18 protein-coding genes, 1 tRNA gene and 1 pseudogene are annotated in these 14,215 nt (G+C 32.4%); 6 read left to right on the forward strand and 14 right to left on the reverse strand.

All coding sequences use genetic code 11. The features are described 5' to 3' along the window. The first annotated feature begins 36 nt into the window (after positions 1-36). From ftsZ to ACPWTF_RS17220, 4 genes and pseudogenes are all read left to right on the forward strand, one after another. Positions 37-2,032: pseudogene (gene ftsZ, locus ACPWTF_RS17205) on the forward strand (cell division protein FtsZ). A gap of 198 nt (positions 2,033-2,230) precedes the next feature. Then, positions 2,231-2,680 (forward strand): GatB/YqeY domain-containing protein, encoded by a 450-nt coding sequence (locus ACPWTF_RS17210; RefSeq protein ID WP_198854339.1) that lies wholly within the window; start codon positions 2,231-2,233, stop codon positions 2,678-2,680. 116 nt (positions 2,681-2,796) lie between these two features. Beyond that, positions 2,797-2,870: transfer RNA gene (locus ACPWTF_RS17215), tRNA-Arg, on the forward strand. Positions 2,871-3,036: 166 nt separating this feature from the next. Beyond that, positions 3,037-3,651, forward strand: a complete 615-nt coding sequence (locus ACPWTF_RS17220) for a hypothetical protein (RefSeq protein ID WP_427872277.1) — start codon at positions 3,037-3,039, stop codon at positions 3,649-3,651. 99 nt (positions 3,652-3,750) lie between these two features. Here the strand turns inward: ACPWTF_RS17220 and ACPWTF_RS17225 are convergent, their stop codons facing one another. From ACPWTF_RS17225 to ACPWTF_RS17290, 14 genes are all read right to left on the reverse strand, one after another. Next, a complete protein-coding gene (locus ACPWTF_RS17225; RefSeq protein ID WP_427872278.1) occupies positions 3,751-4,353 on the reverse strand; it encodes a hypothetical protein in 603 nt (200 codons plus the stop codon). Between the two features lie 62 nt (positions 4,354-4,415). Next, on the reverse strand, positions 4,416-4,769 hold the full coding sequence (locus ACPWTF_RS17230; RefSeq protein ID WP_427875765.1) for a dihydrofolate reductase family protein: 354 nt from the start codon (positions 4,767-4,769) through the stop codon (positions 4,416-4,418). Further along, positions 4,670-5,008: a hypothetical protein gene (locus tag ACPWTF_RS17235; RefSeq protein WP_427872279.1), complete on the reverse strand. Its 339-nt coding sequence runs from the start codon at positions 5,006-5,008 to the stop codon at positions 4,670-4,672. The genes ACPWTF_RS17230 and ACPWTF_RS17235 overlap by 100 nt, the downstream gene beginning before the upstream one ends. A 60-nt stretch (positions 5,009-5,068) precedes the next feature. Then, positions 5,069-5,254 carry a hypothetical protein gene (locus ACPWTF_RS17240; RefSeq protein WP_427872280.1) on the reverse strand — a complete coding sequence of 62 codons (186 nt, stop codon included), beginning with the start codon at positions 5,252-5,254 and terminating at the stop codon, positions 5,069-5,071. A 40-nt stretch (positions 5,255-5,294) separates the two neighbouring features. Further along, positions 5,295-6,155: a hypothetical protein gene (locus ACPWTF_RS17245; protein ID WP_427872281.1), complete on the reverse strand. Its 861-nt coding sequence runs from the start codon at positions 6,153-6,155 to the stop codon at positions 5,295-5,297. 106 nt (positions 6,156-6,261) lie between these two features. Next, a complete protein-coding gene (locus tag ACPWTF_RS17250) occupies positions 6,262-6,765 on the reverse strand; it encodes a hypothetical protein (protein WP_427872282.1) in 504 nt (167 codons plus the stop codon). Positions 6,766-6,819: 54 nt separating this feature from the next. After that, the gene (locus ACPWTF_RS17255) at positions 6,820-7,104 is read right to left on the reverse strand and encodes a TlpA disulfide reductase family protein (protein ID WP_427872283.1); all 285 of its coding nucleotides are present in this window, start codon (positions 7,102-7,104) and stop codon (positions 6,820-6,822) included. 16 nt (positions 7,105-7,120) lie between these two features. After that, positions 7,121-8,659, reverse strand: a complete 1,539-nt coding sequence (locus ACPWTF_RS17260; RefSeq protein WP_427872284.1) for a peroxiredoxin family protein — start codon at positions 8,657-8,659, stop codon at positions 7,121-7,123. A 137-nt stretch (positions 8,660-8,796) separates the two neighbouring features. Then, positions 8,797-9,690, reverse strand: a complete 894-nt coding sequence (locus tag ACPWTF_RS17265; protein WP_427872285.1) for a class I SAM-dependent methyltransferase — start codon at positions 9,688-9,690, stop codon at positions 8,797-8,799. 7 nt (positions 9,691-9,697) lie between these two features. Continuing rightward, positions 9,698-10,162 carry a DUF962 domain-containing protein gene (locus ACPWTF_RS17270; RefSeq protein WP_427872286.1) on the reverse strand — a complete coding sequence of 155 codons (465 nt, stop codon included), beginning with the start codon at positions 10,160-10,162 and terminating at the stop codon, positions 9,698-9,700. 46 nt (positions 10,163-10,208) lie between these two features. After that, complete coding sequence (locus ACPWTF_RS17275) at positions 10,209-10,724, reverse strand: DUF2199 domain-containing protein (protein WP_427872287.1); 516 nt, start codon at positions 10,722-10,724, stop codon at positions 10,209-10,211. Positions 10,725-10,726: 2 nt separating this feature from the next. Continuing rightward, positions 10,727-11,524 carry a TMEM143 family protein gene (locus ACPWTF_RS17280; RefSeq protein ID WP_427872288.1) on the reverse strand — a complete coding sequence of 266 codons (798 nt, stop codon included), beginning with the start codon at positions 11,522-11,524 and terminating at the stop codon, positions 10,727-10,729. Positions 11,525-11,533: 9 nt separating this feature from the next. Next, entirely contained in the window at positions 11,534-11,974 is a 441-nt protein-coding gene (locus ACPWTF_RS17285) for a hypothetical protein (RefSeq protein WP_427872289.1), read from the reverse strand. A 512-nt stretch (positions 11,975-12,486) separates the two neighbouring features. Beyond that, positions 12,487-12,951, reverse strand: a complete 465-nt coding sequence (locus ACPWTF_RS17290) for a hypothetical protein (RefSeq protein WP_427872290.1) — start codon at positions 12,949-12,951, stop codon at positions 12,487-12,489. A 323-nt stretch (positions 12,952-13,274) separates the two neighbouring features. Between ACPWTF_RS17290 and ACPWTF_RS17295 the strand changes: the two genes are divergently transcribed. Together ACPWTF_RS17295 and ACPWTF_RS17300 are read left to right on the forward strand one after the other, a co-directional pair. After that, complete coding sequence (locus tag ACPWTF_RS17295; RefSeq protein ID WP_427872291.1) at positions 13,275-13,694, forward strand: DoxX family protein; 420 nt, start codon at positions 13,275-13,277, stop codon at positions 13,692-13,694. Positions 13,695-13,777: 83 nt separating this feature from the next. Beyond that, entirely contained in the window at positions 13,778-14,188 is a 411-nt protein-coding gene (locus ACPWTF_RS17300; protein ID WP_427872292.1) for a helix-turn-helix domain-containing protein, read from the forward strand. Positions 14,189-14,215: the final 27 nt, after the last annotated feature.

Consider the following 14,215-nt stretch of genomic DNA (forward strand, 5'->3'; position numbering starts at 1 on the left):
AAATGTACTTAATAAGAATTTCAAAAAACCAAAAAGATGATGAGCAACTCAGAATTTGGAAGTATTTCATTTGATTTACCAAAAAATCAATCAAATGTAATCAAAGTAATAGGTGTAGGTGGAGGCGGAAGTAACGCAATTAACCACATGTTTAAACAAGGTATTAAAGGCGTAGATTTTATCGTTTGTAATACCGATTCGCAAGCGCTTCAAAATAGTTCAGTTCCCAATAAAATTCAGTTAGGAGTTAATTTAACTGAAGGGTTAGGAGCTGGAGCAAACCCAGATGTTGGACAGCAGTCTGCAATTGAAAGTATTTCTGATATTGAAAAGATGTTCTGACCGCGGTACTAAGATGGTATTTATTACTGCTGGTATGGGTGGAGGAACTGGAACTGGTGCAGCTCCGGTAATTGCGCAATTAGCAAAAGAAAGAGAAATATTGACAGTTGGTATCGTGACCATTCCGTTTCAGTTTGAGGGAAAAGTGCGTCAGGAGCAAGCTATTATTGGAATTGAGAAATTGCGCAAGCAAGTCGATTCTTTAATTGTAATCAACAATAATAAATTAAGAGAAGTATACGGAAATCTAGGTTTTAAAGCTGGATTCTCGAAAGCGGATGAAGTTTTGGCAACAGCCTCTAGAGGTATTGCCGAAGTAATTACGCACCACTATACTCAGAATATCGATTTACGTGACGCTAAAACTGTTTTGGCCAACAGTGGGACTGCTATAATGGGGTCTTCTGTAGCTGAAGGCGAAAACAGAGCTAAAGATGCTATCGTTTCGGCTTTGGATTCTCCATTGTTGAATGATAATAAAATTACAGGTGCCAAAAACGTATTGTTGCTTATCGTTTCTGGAACTAATGAGATTACTCTGGACGAAATTGGAGAAATCAACGATCACATCCAAGCTGAAGCGGGTTACAACGCAAACATTATCATGGGAGTTGGTGAAGACGAAAGTCTTGGCGAAGCTATTGCAGTAACTATTATTGCAACAGGTTTTGATGTAGAACAACAAAATGAAATTGTAAATACAGAACCAAAGAAAATCATTCATACGTTAGAAGATGAGCAAAGAAGTGTTCATAATCTAACGAATAAGCCGCTTGCATCTTTTGATTTAACTGTGGATACACCAACAGCAAAAGTGGAAGATAAAGTAGTGTTTGATTTAATTGATGATGACGAAACTTTTACTCCGACTCCAGTTCAAGCTGTTGCTCCAGCTATTAATCAGGAAGAGTTAGTGGTTATGTCTGAGTTTATCAAAAATCTTGACGTAACTTTCGAAATTGTTTCGCCAATTACCGATATCGATTTTACAATCTCTGCTCCTGAAACGCCAGCAGCAAGAGAAGTGCAACAGCCACCAGTACAGCAACAGCCAGTGCAACAGCAAAGAGTATTTGAAAGAGAAGAGCAAACTACTTTTTCTTTTGATCTTCCTTTGTTCAAACAAGAGCCTATAAAAAGAGAGCCAGTTGTTGAAGATAATAGAGTTTTGTTTGAATTGACAAATGAAACTCGTGATATTAAAGTAAACGATCCAGTACAATTTGTTCCAGTAACTGAAGTTTCTGATAACGGAATCATTAAGTATTCTCTAGAAGAATATATGGAAGTTGAAAACGATTTGTTGGCTTCTAAACCAGTTGAGAAAGTAGTTGAAGAGACAATTCCAGAGGAATTAAACATCACTTTGAAACCAAGACCTGATTTTGCTAGTCAGCCTGATTTCGCTACAACTTCTGAAGTTTCTCCTTTAGAATTAACTATTGAAGAAACATTGCGTTTAAGAGCTGAAGAAAGAAGAAAGAAACTAAAAGAATTTAACTATAAATTTCATAACAATGTTTCTAGAATTGATGAGTTGGAAAAAGAGCCAGCTTATAAAAGATTAGGAATAGATTTGTCTAACTCACAATCTAACAATACAAATTCTAGAATTTCTGTTGGAACAGATAGTAACAACGATTTGCAATTACGTTCAAACAATTCATTTTTGCACGATAACGTAGATTAATTTTAGAATCATAATATTGGGTAACCCGAAAATTGGATTTAATTTTCGGGTTATTTTTTTTATCTTCGCACAGAATTTCAAAATTTGACTTCCTAAATAGGTTTTTAAAGTGAATCTTATTATCACCCTGAGCGAAGTCGAAGGGCTAATTAATATATCAATTAATAAGCTTTGGCTTATTTTAAATAAAACATAAACATGAGTTTACAAACACAAATCATGGACGAAATCAAAACGGCCATGAAAGCAAAAGATACTGTAGCTTTAGAAGCGTTAAGAGCTGTAAAATCAGAATTATTATTGGCTTCAACAGCTTCTGGATCTAAAGAAGATTTATCTGAAGATGAAGAAATTAAATTACTTCAGAGATTGGTTAAAACTCGTAAAGAAAGCGCAAGAATCTTTACAGAGCAAAACCGTCCAGATTTAGCAGAACCAGAATTGGCTCAAGTAGCTGTAATCGAGAAGTTTTTACCAGCTCAATTAAGCGAAGAAGAAGTAGAAGCTGTAATAGCAAAAATTATTGCTGAAACAGGAGCTTCTGGAATTGCTTCAATGGGTAAAGTAATGGGATTAGCATCTGCTCAATTAGGAGGAACTGCTGAAGGAAAAACCATTTCTACAATTGTAAAGAAATTACTTTCGTAATAAATTCCAATAAAGAAATTCCAAATTCCAAATTGGAAAGTTCAATATATAAATTCCAAATTCAAATAGTAAACTTGGAATTTGGAATTTTTAAAAAATTAAAAATTTAACATTTTGACCGCGTAGTTCAACTGGATAGAATATCAGATTTCGGCTCTGAGGGTTGGGGGTTCGAACCCCTCCGCGGTCACTTAAAAAAAAAAGCTTGAGAATCAATATTCTCAGGCTTTTTTTTGTTTTTTTTTATTTTTATGAAAACCAGATTATAGAAGGATAAAGGGGACGATATGACTGAAAGTGTGGGTGGCTCTGTAAATGGACAAACAGCAATAGGAATTCCCTGTAATTAAGATAATATGAAAAAGAACTTTTTTTTAATTGGTTTATTATGTGTTGTTTGTAGTTGTTCTTCTACAAAGAGCAAATTTTCTCCTATAAATGCTTATTTGACGGAGAAAGTCAAAACTAACGATTCTATAATAATTATAGCGAACAAAATAAATAACAATTACACTTTGGATTTATGGAAAAAAAGAGCAAGCATAAGTGAAAATCCAAATATTAAAGAAAGCAGTATTGACGAAAATCCAAGAGTTTTCGAAGAAAAATTTTGGATTGAAATGAATAGTAAATATCGTAATCATGATAAAAATATTGATTCCTTATGGTTGAAGCAGACATTATGGCAACAAAAGGATTTTAAAAGTTTTAAAGTTAAATTCATGCCAGAAAATACATTTCCAAAACCATATTTGTATAATGAATACAATAAAGCGATGGACAAAAAAAATGAAATGACTGTTTTTTCATTTTCAGAACCTATGATGTATAAGAAAGAATACGTTGTATTTGCTAAAGCTATAACTACAACTAAGCAAAAATATATTGAACCGAGATCATTTGTGATTATGAAAATAGAAAATGGAAAATGGAAAATTGTTAAAGAGATAAATGATGGATATTATGATTGATTTATCAAGGATTCAATAAAAAAAGCCTACTTGGTAAGATGAACGTACCAAAAGTTAAACGCTCTTTTGGCATGTTTATCTTATAGAGAAAAAATAGCTTTATTCTGTTATTTGACAATCTATTTCATAAGGTTCTTTAGGAAAACCGTATAAAATAATTCTTTGATTGTGTACATATTTTATTGGAATTAGTTTGTCTAAAATGGCATTTTCATAAAGTGAAACAAATAATGTCTCATTTAGCCTTTCTAATAGAATTTTTCGTCCATCTCTATTCATACGTTTGTTTATTTCTTGCATATAAGGAGGATCTAAATCTTCATTAAAACGTATAATATTTTTTTCGCCGTTCCAATTTAGCTCGAATTTTAAACTCTGAATTTCAATTTCTGTTAGTTTTGTTTCTGTGGGATTTAGTTTTTGATAATCATTTTCGAAAATAGAATCTTCTGTAATTGATTCGTCATCACTTAAAAAGTAAGATGTTTTTCCTTTTTCAAAAAAACGAATCCTATTTTGATTTATAAATTGATGTTCTATTTCGGTTAAATTTTTACTTCGATTTTCAACTTTTATTTTTAATGAAGAATTTTCTTTATCCTTTTCAACAATAAAATAATTAATTTCATTATTATCAAACTGAATTATTTCGGGTATTCCGTAATGATCTGGAGTTTTTATAAATAGCCAATTTTCTTTCATTGATGTTGTTGGGATTTTAAATTAATTGCCTGTGAAAGATTTAAAATTGTTTCTTGATAAATTTAAACAATAGCATTTCCAGTTTTCACCTCACCATTTTTTTTATAATTGGCTAAAATTACTCCCGTTGTAGTTACCGTACTTTCTATTAAGGAAAATCCCGATGGATTTGCATTATCATCAAAAAGTTTTTTTCCTTTTCCAAGTAACAAAGGATGAATTTTTAAGCGAAGTTCATCAACCAGATCATTTTGCAATAATAAATGAATCAGTTTGCTGCTGCCCCAAACTTGAATGTCTTTTCCTTCAGAATTTTTCAGTTTTTTGATAGCATCAAGACTTTCAATAAAAACGGAATTTTTCCAATCTGATTTTTGTCTGGTTTTAGAGAAAACATATTTATTTCCATTATTAATTCCTGGCCAAAATTCGGAATGGTTGGCTGATAATTTTCCCAAATTTCGAATGTTTTCCTGCCCAAAAGATAATCTGCAGGTTGCAGTTCGTTTTGAACTGCTTTATCGTAAGCTTCGTCACCATATGGAATTGTCCAGCCTCCAAATTTAAAACCTCCAGAAGTATCTTCTTCTGGCTCGCCTGGAGCTTGCATTACACCATCTAATGAAATCATTGACAAAACAATTATCTTTCTCATAATAGCTAAAATTAATTACTTCAATTTGATTTGGCTATGTTTCAGCTTTGGTTTGTTGTATTATTTTTTCTTAGAATTTTTAATAATATAATAAACCGAAAATACAAAGACAATACTGTAAATAACTGCCAATGCAGGATTCTCAAATTTTAGACTTTTAAAATCAAATTGCTTGTATAAAGTTACGCCTAAAATGATCGCAATAATCCAAAAAACAAATGTAATAGGTTGGTTTTTATTTTCCATATTCAGATTGGTTAGTGTTAAACATATTTCAAATTCAGATTTACAATTTATCTTGTTCAGTCGTTATAAGATCATAGATTTTTTCATTTTTAAAGTTTTCTTTAAACAAATTGATTAAAGGAACCGTTGGGCTTTTTGGATATTTTTTCAAGAAACGATTAAATTCCTGAATGTTTTCTGGATAAATATATTTTTCGTCTGAAGACCTTTCGGTTGTTGGCGTATTGTCTTGACCCACCAGATAATCCATTTGATAACTTTTGTATTGCTCTTTTACAGATGGAATTAATTTTGAATTCGGGTATTTGGCCATAAAATTTTCCCACGAAATGATTCGGTCGCCCAAATCTTTAAAAGAGATTACAAGTCCTGCATCTGCAGAATAGAGCGACTTATTTTCTTCACTCTTTAAGTACAGATAATCTTTATAATCATTCGTTACATAATCTTTGAAGATCTTATAATAGAAATCATTAAGCGGATCTATTTCAACATATCCTTCTCCAATTTCAGAATACTCCAATTCATGTTTAGAAAGTCTTTCTCCCAAAAGTTTAACCGCTTTTTTGTCGGCTTCGTCTTCATTATAAAACTTATCCAATACTCCAGATTCTTTTGCGGCGATCTCTTGCAATAAAGTGCCATTTGCTTCAAAATATTTTTCATACAATGCATTGGCAGCTTCTCTATTGGGCAATGATTTTAATTGGAGAACCACTTCATTTTTGTTTTTAGAAAATTGTTCTAATAAGTTAGAATCTGATTGTGCTGTTTTGGCACCATCTTCAACTTTAACACTCTCTTTTTTTATTTCTGCTTTGCCAGAAACGCTTTTATTAGTTGTTTGTTTGCAAGAAGAAAGTAAAATTAAAGAAGTAATAGCGATAATGAAATTTTTCATTTTATAGGTTGAATTTTTTGTAGTGTTTTTTAAATAAAAAAGGACAAAAAGATAAAATTCTTCTTTGCCCTTTATTTTTTTTAGAAATGAATTAGATTAAAGAAAATTACAAAGACTTAAACTCGCCTGAGCCCTTAAAGTCTTTTAACTCTGAGTATACTTCTATACCAAGAAGTGTCCATTTTCTAGTTCCTCCAACCTCATATTGAAAGGCGTTTTTCTTTTCTGTTTTATTTATAATAATGTACTGTGTAGACCATGTTGTACCACAAACAAATCCAATTCTTCGAATCATTGCTGAAGTAGCATTTTCGCCATCGGAATTAGCATACAATTCGATTTTTGAAAGGAGATCCTCTTCAAGAACAATATTTGAAAAATAGTTATTGTGATTTAAAGACTGCGTTTTGGTTTCCCTATTTTCAAATTCAAATTTTTTATCTTTTTCCTCTTTGCTTGGCCTTGCGATAAAAGATAAAGCAAAAAAAGAAAAAAGAATCGCAGCAGAAAGGCTAACTTTGTTGCGAATTTCTGAAGCCGTTTTTGTACAAAAAATGACAAGCCCTAATACTGTGGCAATGTTTACTATCGCCCAAATTAACTGTATCATAAATTTAGTTTTGGTATATCAAATGTACATTTTATTTTAAAAATAAGAGAATACTTATTTTAATTGTTCATCAATAATTGCTGCGATATCGGTATTTGAATAATCGTAAGCCAGAATAGTTCCGTTTTTGTCAATGACAACGCGAGTCGGGATGCCGTTTACTTTGTAACTGGTAACTACTTCTGTTTTTGAATCAAAAACAACGTTGAAGTCAAATTTTTTATCTGTTATATACGCAGAAACTTTTTTAAATATATCTTCTTCTTTACCATTTTCCCAAGTGTTTACAAACAAAAAGGCAACATCTTTTCCTTTGTATTTAGTTACTAAATTCTGCATCTTCGGAAAAGAAGCTTTACATCTGTCCGCACCAAGTTGCCCAAAAATCAAGAACCACCACTTTACCTTTATAATCAGAAAGTTTTGTTTCTTTTCCGTCTAGATTTTTTAAGGTAAAATCAATTGCATTTGTACTTCCGAATCTTTCAATTAGATCTTTGCTTTTGTTTTCTTTTGCTTTTGCATCTGTTTTTTGCTCAATGGCATTAAATTCTGCAAGAGGCAATTTCTTCTCGATATAAATCTCTTTTAGTTTAGCAAGAAATACTGATGATGTATTGCCTTTACTAATTTCGTCGTCAATATAAGCTTTTACTTCGTCTTTGCTTTTTACCTTATCCATCATGGTCAAATAGCGGTCTTTTCCACCAGAATCCAAACCGTTATTCTCTTTAACGCCACTTTGATATTTAAACGCCTCTTCATATTTGCCTTGTTTATAAAGCAAAAGGGCATAAGTGTCTGCAAACATATTAAACGACTCTTTATATGCAGGATAATAGCTTTCTTTATTTCGCTGTTCAAGCAAATACATTGCTCTCTCAGATACTTTTACAACAAAATCTAGATCTTTTACGGGTGTAGTTAGATCTCCTCCCGATTTGCCCCAAGCAAAGTCATTGTACAAATCACTAGCGTTTTTTAAATGTGGTTCTAATGCAATTGCTTTTTCATATTGTCCATTCTCCAAATATACCGTTAGTAAAGCGCGATAAAAAGTTCTCGAAGACTCTGCTGAAATATCTTTAAACTTGGCGTTGTAAGTCTTCATGCTTTCCATAATCGAAGCCTCCGTTTTATTAGGCTGATCGTAGAAGCTTCGCATAAAAAACATTTTTTCAAGTTTACCTGTAGGATACCTAGCCGAAATTTCTTTTCCGAGTTTTTCAGTTTCTTCGGGCTTATTGCTGCCTTGAGAGATATTGTAAGCAAGAGTTAAATACTCTTCTGTATTTTTTTCAATGCATTTTGATGCGAAAGCATTGAGATCTTTTTGGCCTTGCTCGGCATTAAGAGCCTTCTTTAAATACAAATAATTTACAGCATCTTTGTCTTCTCTTAGTTTTGGATATTTTGCAAACAAAGCGTCATAAGCGGCAATAACGTTTTCTTTTTTGGTATCTAATTTTAGGTTTAAAAAGTGATTCCCATAATTTCTCATGAAAATTTGGTTCATCAGAGATTTTCCTAATTCAATATCATTTTGTGTTTTCAGTAGTACCGAATAACCTTGATCTTTATTGCTATCAGCGATTTTGTGCAGATCATTTATAGTTACCATAAGCACTCTAGCCGAATCGGAAACTTTTGTGGTGAATTCATAACGTTTTCCGTCCTTTTTTAAAGAAACTAAATCATTAGAAAAATCGTCAGGAGTAGCGTACAAAACATTTGCTTTAGCATTGTCTTCTATAACAAGACCTTGCGGTGGTTCGAAAATATAGGTATTGGGTTTGCCTACATTGAATTTATTGTTTTTTAAATAGATTTTTCCACTTTGAGAAAAAGCGGTGTTGAAGATTGCAAAGAGGAGTAAAAGAATAGTTTTTTTCATTTGTTTTTGGTTTTTTGATTGATGATTTCTTAAATTTTAACGAATGCTAAATTATACAATGTTGCCTTTGTACGATTTTTATTAAGAAAATATTAGCATAAAAAAAATAGAATAATTTCAGAACAATCAAAAAGAAGTTAGATTGTAGAAGAGAAATGGGTTTCTTTTATGCCAATTGCAGTCCGATAAAATTCGTAACCTTTTTCAGAGCGATCGGGGAGAAATCTATTGCGGTATTCATCGGCTCCGAAATCTTCCAAAAGTTTGATTTCAAACAGATTTAAAAAGCCAGGCACTTCTTCAGGCAGCAATCCAAAAGTCCAGTGTTCTTCTATGTTTTTAAGATCTTCTAACAATTTTTTTCCTCCTAAAAAAGCATCAGGATTTTGAAGAATATCTTTATGTACGTAAGTAAAAATAATTTGACTCTTGTTGGCAAATTTTGAAATAAAAGAAAAAGTACTTTTTACTGCTTTTTCCGTTAAATAATTGGTAACACCTTCCCAGATTATCGTGGTAGGTTTTGAAAAGTCAAGATTGTGTTTTAATGCCAGCTGATTTAGATCTTCTTTATTAAAATCAATTTGAAGAAAAGTGACATTCTCTGGAATCTTGCCAATACGTTTCTGATAGATTTCAGCCTTAAAATTTGAAGTATTCGGATGGTCGATTTCTATTACGGGAATCGATTTTAGAGAATCAAGGCGAACTGCTCTAGTGTCAAATCCGGCACCTAAAATGATGACTTGTTTTACGCCTTCGGAGATCGAATTTTCCAGTAGACTATCAATATATTTTGTTCTTGCAATTCCAGAAGAAAGAGCTCCTGGAATCTTTTTGTTTATGATGCCATTGATATATTTCCTAAAAAAAGGAAATTGAGACAGACGTACAGCCAGTCTCAGTTTAAAGTCTATAAAATGTATGGCATAAGGATCAGAAAACAATCTTTCGTTCTCATTGCGTTTCGTTTCCAACGCTCTAAAGAAGGCCATATATTGTGCCGTTCTACTTGTTTTTGCAGCTTTCATTCTGCTTTTATTTCTTCGAAAATAAATTCTCTACCACCCAAGCTGAACCAATCAATAAAAACTGAAGATCTTTAAGGAATGAAGGTTTTTTGCCTTCAATATTATGCCCGTAAAATTGTCCGATCCAAGCGATAACAAAAACGCCAATTGAGAATGCCCACAACGGTACAACTTGTCCGATATAATAATTTAAAATTAAACAGATTCCCGAGAACAAAGCAATTTTAATAGCCATTGCAACCGATAATCTAATGTAGAAAACCAATACAAAAAGCAGAACCACAAAAGCCCAGTTTTCGATAATTGGTAAATTTAGGTTTAAAGTGTTGGCAATAATTCCGCTTGGAATACTCATTAACAAGCCAACGATAGAAAAGAAAATTGCGGGAACGCAAATGTAGTGAATCGCTTTATTGGTTGGGTTCTGATGACTTACGGCATATTCTGCAAACCATTGGTCTAATGTTCTCATTGTTTGTGGTTTTAGGGTTAGATGCGTAAATCTAATAAAATTTCTTTTAGCTTTTACCGTGCTGAATTTTCATTATTTCATCTACAATCGAAATGGCTTTCTCTAGTGTAATTCCGTTTTCTTGATCTAGCGTCAAAGGATGATTTTCTTCAATCATTTTTATTTCGGGAATTAAGCCTAAAACTTGTTCGATTGCAATTGTTTTAAGCGAAATAGTTTTGCCATAAGTAGGCACATTGGTCTGCATCCAGCCAAAATAAGGTTCTTGATTTACTCGATTTGGATCTTCCCATAAGTCCATTCGCAAACAAAAATTATCTTCACTTATCGTTGTCCAAACATTAAAAACCAAATCTTCATGATAATCTAGAATAGGAATGGTTAATCTGCCACGATGAAAAAAATGTTCTTCATCGATGTAACACCAGCTTCCTCCGAATTCAATTCTTTTTTCTCTTTCTTCGGGTGGAATGGAAAAATAATAAGCAGGAAATTCATTTCCAAAACACAAAGGCATTTCATCAAAAACCTCTCCGCAGCAAGAACATGTGTAGGTATACATTTTTAATTTTTTAAAGAATCAACTTTCTGGTTATACTGAAAAACATTATCCCATAATTCATCAATGGCAACAAGTGCTTCATTGAGTCGAATTACATTCCATTTTCCGTTAGTTTCTATTCCTAAACCAATGCTTTTTAGTTTTGCTAAAGCATCGTTTACATCAAAATCCAAATCGGTATTTAGCTTGGTTTTAAACCAAGATTCTATTTGATCGTCTAGCTCTTCGGCGGTTAAAGATTTTTCGCTTTCGTGCAGAAAAGTATAGGCAAGAATCGTTTCTTTCAAAGCTTCTTCTTCAGAAGAATTTAATAAAGAATAAAATGCGCCGCTATTGTTACCAACATTCTTAAAATACAAACTGTCTGAAAGTGTTTTAGAATATCGGATTTTTTTGTTTATAAAGTTATTGTATTGACGGAAACAATACGCTCCTAAAATTCCTAGCGCAATTAAGCCTTGATTTAAGGACGTTTTACTGTTTAAGAGATCAATTGCTTCGCCCGTTTGGTAAGCTTCGTACATATTAATCAAAGCAGGTATCACTTTGGCGCTTAATAGAGAAAGTCCACCAAAAACACCCGGAACCCAAAGCAATAATTTATCCTTCAAAGACATTTTCGGAATGGCATTTGGGAAAACCGTTTCGAGATCATTCTTAGGAACACGTTTAAAGATTTTTAATGCAATAGAACCTGGATCGATTGGCATTTTACCCAATTTGACTTTCTTTTCTTTGAGGTAATCTGCATCGCTGTAATTGAGGTAAATGAGAACACGATCGTAATATTCAATCTCCACTTCTTTCGTTCAGAAAAAGTATTTTTTGACTTTTTCTTTTGCTTTATGATGCCCGCGCGCATAGAGTTCAAAATCTTTAAAAGCATTAAAATCGATCGCAAGATTCAGACCCACCAAATCAGATTCATTAAAGGCTTCGTCTAATGCGGTCTGATTGATTCTGTAGTAATTGCCACGCTCTAAAACTTTAAGAAGTGTTTCTTTAAAAACAGGAAAATTGCTTTTATTGATAAATTGTTCACGTTCTTTCTCGCTTAAATCGGGATCGTAAAGCGCGTAATGCTGTTTTAGATTTCGATTAAGATTAAAAGATTCGTAATGATAATAATGCTCGATAATTTCGAACAATTTCTTAAAATCGCTAACCTTTTCTGGATTTTCGGCAAAAGCTGCGATTTGCTGTTCCAGTAAGAATTCTTTGTTGAATGGAATATAATGTTCTCTAGTCATTTGGACTTTAATTTCGTGGCATTTACAGAACGCAAAAATACAGCCTGAAATTTGATTTTAGGCTTTATGCGTGATGTTTTTTTTACCGCAAAGAGCGCTAAGAATTTTTAATTAGAGACTTAGTAAAACCGCAAAGTTCGCAAAGCTTTATAGCAACATAGTTTTCCCGCAGATTTTGCAGATTAAGCAGATAAAACAAAATCTCTTAGATCTGCTAAATCTGCGAGAGAAAAACTTTGTGAACTTTGCGTAATTCTTTGCGCTCTTTGCGGTAAAAAAAACATCACAGTTAAAAACAAAAAAAAGTGAAATTTCCAATCGGTACCAGCGATTTGAAATTCCACTTTCTGTTCCAAAAAAAAAGTGACAAAAAATTAAGAAGCTCTCTAGAAGCTTTTTTAGAAACTAAAAATTATTTACCGCAATATTACCACTAAATAAAATGGTGGCTATAGGTGTTTTTACCTGTTTTTGTAAACGGTCGTAGATTTTGAGTAGCCGAGCTGCAAATGTTATTGTAACACCGTTTTCTTTAGTTCGATTACGCCTTGAATGTATTTTATTAATTCTTCTTTGGTTACAGCAAAAGGAGCTTTTTCTGCCTCGAATTTTAAATACAAATTGGCAATACTTTCGGCATCGAGATTTTCTGTAAGGTAATGATGTTCTGAATATTGTATAAGATGATCTACAAAAAGTTCGCGTAGCTTTCCTTTTTCGACTGTTTCAGGATCGCCTTCTTTTATTTTTTCGATTACAGATTCTGGTAAATCGATTGTGAGATACATGCAATCGACTGAAACTTTTGAAAGCATTTCTTTTTGGACTCTTCCTGTGGCATCGCAATAGGCGCATGGTGCGGGAACCCATTTCAATTGTCGGTTTAAACGGCGGATATCATCCCAATCAACAAATCTTTTTCCAAGGCATCTTGGACATTTTACAGTAGATCTTTTAAAAAGATTAAAAATGGACATTGGTTTTTAAAAGCTTAGGGGTTGGTTTGCGGCGAATTTAAAGAATTAAGTAGGAAAAGTTACTTCAATATGTATTTTTTTTAAGAAAAAAATTAACAAAATTGCAGATTTGTATATTTTGAGAGAGGATTAGAAGTAGAAAAAAAATAGTTTCGGTAACAATATTAGGCGATGACAAAAACGAAAGAAATCATTTTTTGTTTTCAATTAAAATAAGAGGATATGGTTATTAAACAAAAACAACATTAAAAATATAGAAAAAATCTCACTTTATTTCTTGTAAATTTGATAGAAAGTTCATTTAAAAAAAATAATAATTACATATGGAACATATAAAAACTTCAAAGCTTCAAAATTTTATTCGAATATTTTTGGGATTGTTTATGATAACAGCTGCTATCGGACATTTTACTTTTCAGAGAACAGATTTTCAGGCACAGGTTCCCAACTGGATTCCTCTCGACAAAGATTTGGTAGTTATACTTTCTGGAATTGTCGAAATTGCTTTAGGTTTGGCAATGGTATTTTTAACCCAATACAAAGTGAAAGTCGGAATAGCGCTGGCCCTATTTTACGTTTTAGTTTTTCCAGGAAATATAGCGCAATACTTAAACGGAACTTCTGCCTTTGGACTCGACACAGATCAGGCGCGATTAATACGATTGTTTTTTCAACCCGTTTTAATTTTTCTGGCTTTATGGTCAACTGGGGCAATTGCTGCATTGTTTAGCAATAAGAAATAAGAGAGAAAAATATTTAGTTTTTTTTAAAGTAAGAGATTTCTTGAAATTAAAAAACTTTAAAGAATTTTAAATATCTTTGAATTATGAGCACAGCAACAAAACCAAAACATATTGGCAGAAATATTAGCCGAATTAGAGAGCTTAGAGACATGAAGCAAGAAGCACTAGCAATTGCCCTTGGTATGAGCCAGCAATATATCTCTACTCTTGAAGGAAGCGAAAAAATTGATGATGAAAGACTAACTAAAATTGCCGAAGCTTTAGGGGTTTCTGTAGAAACTATTAAGAATTTTAGTGATGAGGCGGTTTTTAATATTATTGGTAATACAGTAACTAATCATGATAATTCTGCTTTATTTCAATTTCACCCAACTTTTAATCCAATCGATAAGTTGATTGAATCTTATGACGAGAATAAAAAACTTTATGAGCGTTTGGTTCAGGCAGAGAAGGAGAAAGTGGAGTATTTAGAGAAGTTGTTGAAAGAGAAATAATATTTTCGAGAATAATATAAAAATGGG

It is taken from the genome of Flavobacterium sp. MMS24-S5, from assembly GCF_050320125.1.
In the GTDB taxonomy this organism is placed as follows: domain Bacteria; phylum Bacteroidota; class Bacteroidia; order Flavobacteriales; family Flavobacteriaceae; genus Flavobacterium; species Flavobacterium tyrosinilyticum.

Bases quoted from the DNA above. Each gene is read 5' to 3' on its own strand.
- ACPWTF_RS17210 (WP_198854339.1), top strand. From the start codon at position 2,231: ATGAGTTTACAAACACAAATCATGGACGAAATCAAAACGGCCATGAAA.
- ACPWTF_RS17220 (WP_427872277.1), top strand. From the start codon at position 3,037: ATGAAAAAGAACTTTTTTTTAATTGGTTTATTATGTGTTGTTTGTAGT.
- ACPWTF_RS17225 (WP_427872278.1), bottom strand. From the start codon at position 4,353: ATGAAAGAAAATTGGCTATTTATAAAAACTCCAGATCATTACGGAATA.
- ACPWTF_RS17235 (WP_427872279.1), bottom strand. From the start codon at position 5,008: ATGAGAAAGATAATTGTTTTGTCAATGATTTCATTAGATGGTGTAATG.
- ACPWTF_RS17240 (WP_427872280.1), bottom strand. From the start codon at position 5,254: ATGGAAAATAAAAACCAACCTATTACATTTGTTTTTTGGATTATTGCG.
- ACPWTF_RS17245 (WP_427872281.1), bottom strand. From the start codon at position 6,155: ATGAAAAATTTCATTATCGCTATTACTTCTTTAATTTTACTTTCTTCT.
- ACPWTF_RS17250 (WP_427872282.1), bottom strand. From the start codon at position 6,765: ATGATACAGTTAATTTGGGCGATAGTAAACATTGCCACAGTATTAGGG.
- ACPWTF_RS17255 (WP_427872283.1), bottom strand. From the start codon at position 7,104: ATGCAGAATTTAGTAACTAAATACAAAGGAAAAGATGTTGCCTTTTTG.
- ACPWTF_RS17260 (WP_427872284.1), bottom strand. From the start codon at position 8,659: ATGAAAAAAACTATTCTTTTACTCCTCTTTGCAATCTTCAACACCGCT.
- ACPWTF_RS17265 (WP_427872285.1), bottom strand. From the start codon at position 9,690: ATGAAAGCTGCAAAAACAAGTAGAACGGCACAATATATGGCCTTCTTT.
- ACPWTF_RS17270 (WP_427872286.1), bottom strand. From the start codon at position 10,162: ATGAGAACATTAGACCAATGGTTTGCAGAATATGCCGTAAGTCATCAG.
- ACPWTF_RS17275 (WP_427872287.1), bottom strand. From the start codon at position 10,724: ATGTATACCTACACATGTTCTTGCTGCGGAGAGGTTTTTGATGAAATG.
- ACPWTF_RS17285 (WP_427872289.1), bottom strand. From the start codon at position 11,974: ATGACTAGAGAACATTATATTCCATTCAACAAAGAATTCTTACTGGAA.
- ACPWTF_RS17290 (WP_427872290.1), bottom strand. From the start codon at position 12,951: ATGTCCATTTTTAATCTTTTTAAAAGATCTACTGTAAAATGTCCAAGA.
- ACPWTF_RS17295 (WP_427872291.1), top strand. From the start codon at position 13,275: ATGGAACATATAAAAACTTCAAAGCTTCAAAATTTTATTCGAATATTT.
- ACPWTF_RS17300 (WP_427872292.1), top strand. From the start codon at position 13,778: ATGAGCACAGCAACAAAACCAAAACATATTGGCAGAAATATTAGCCGA.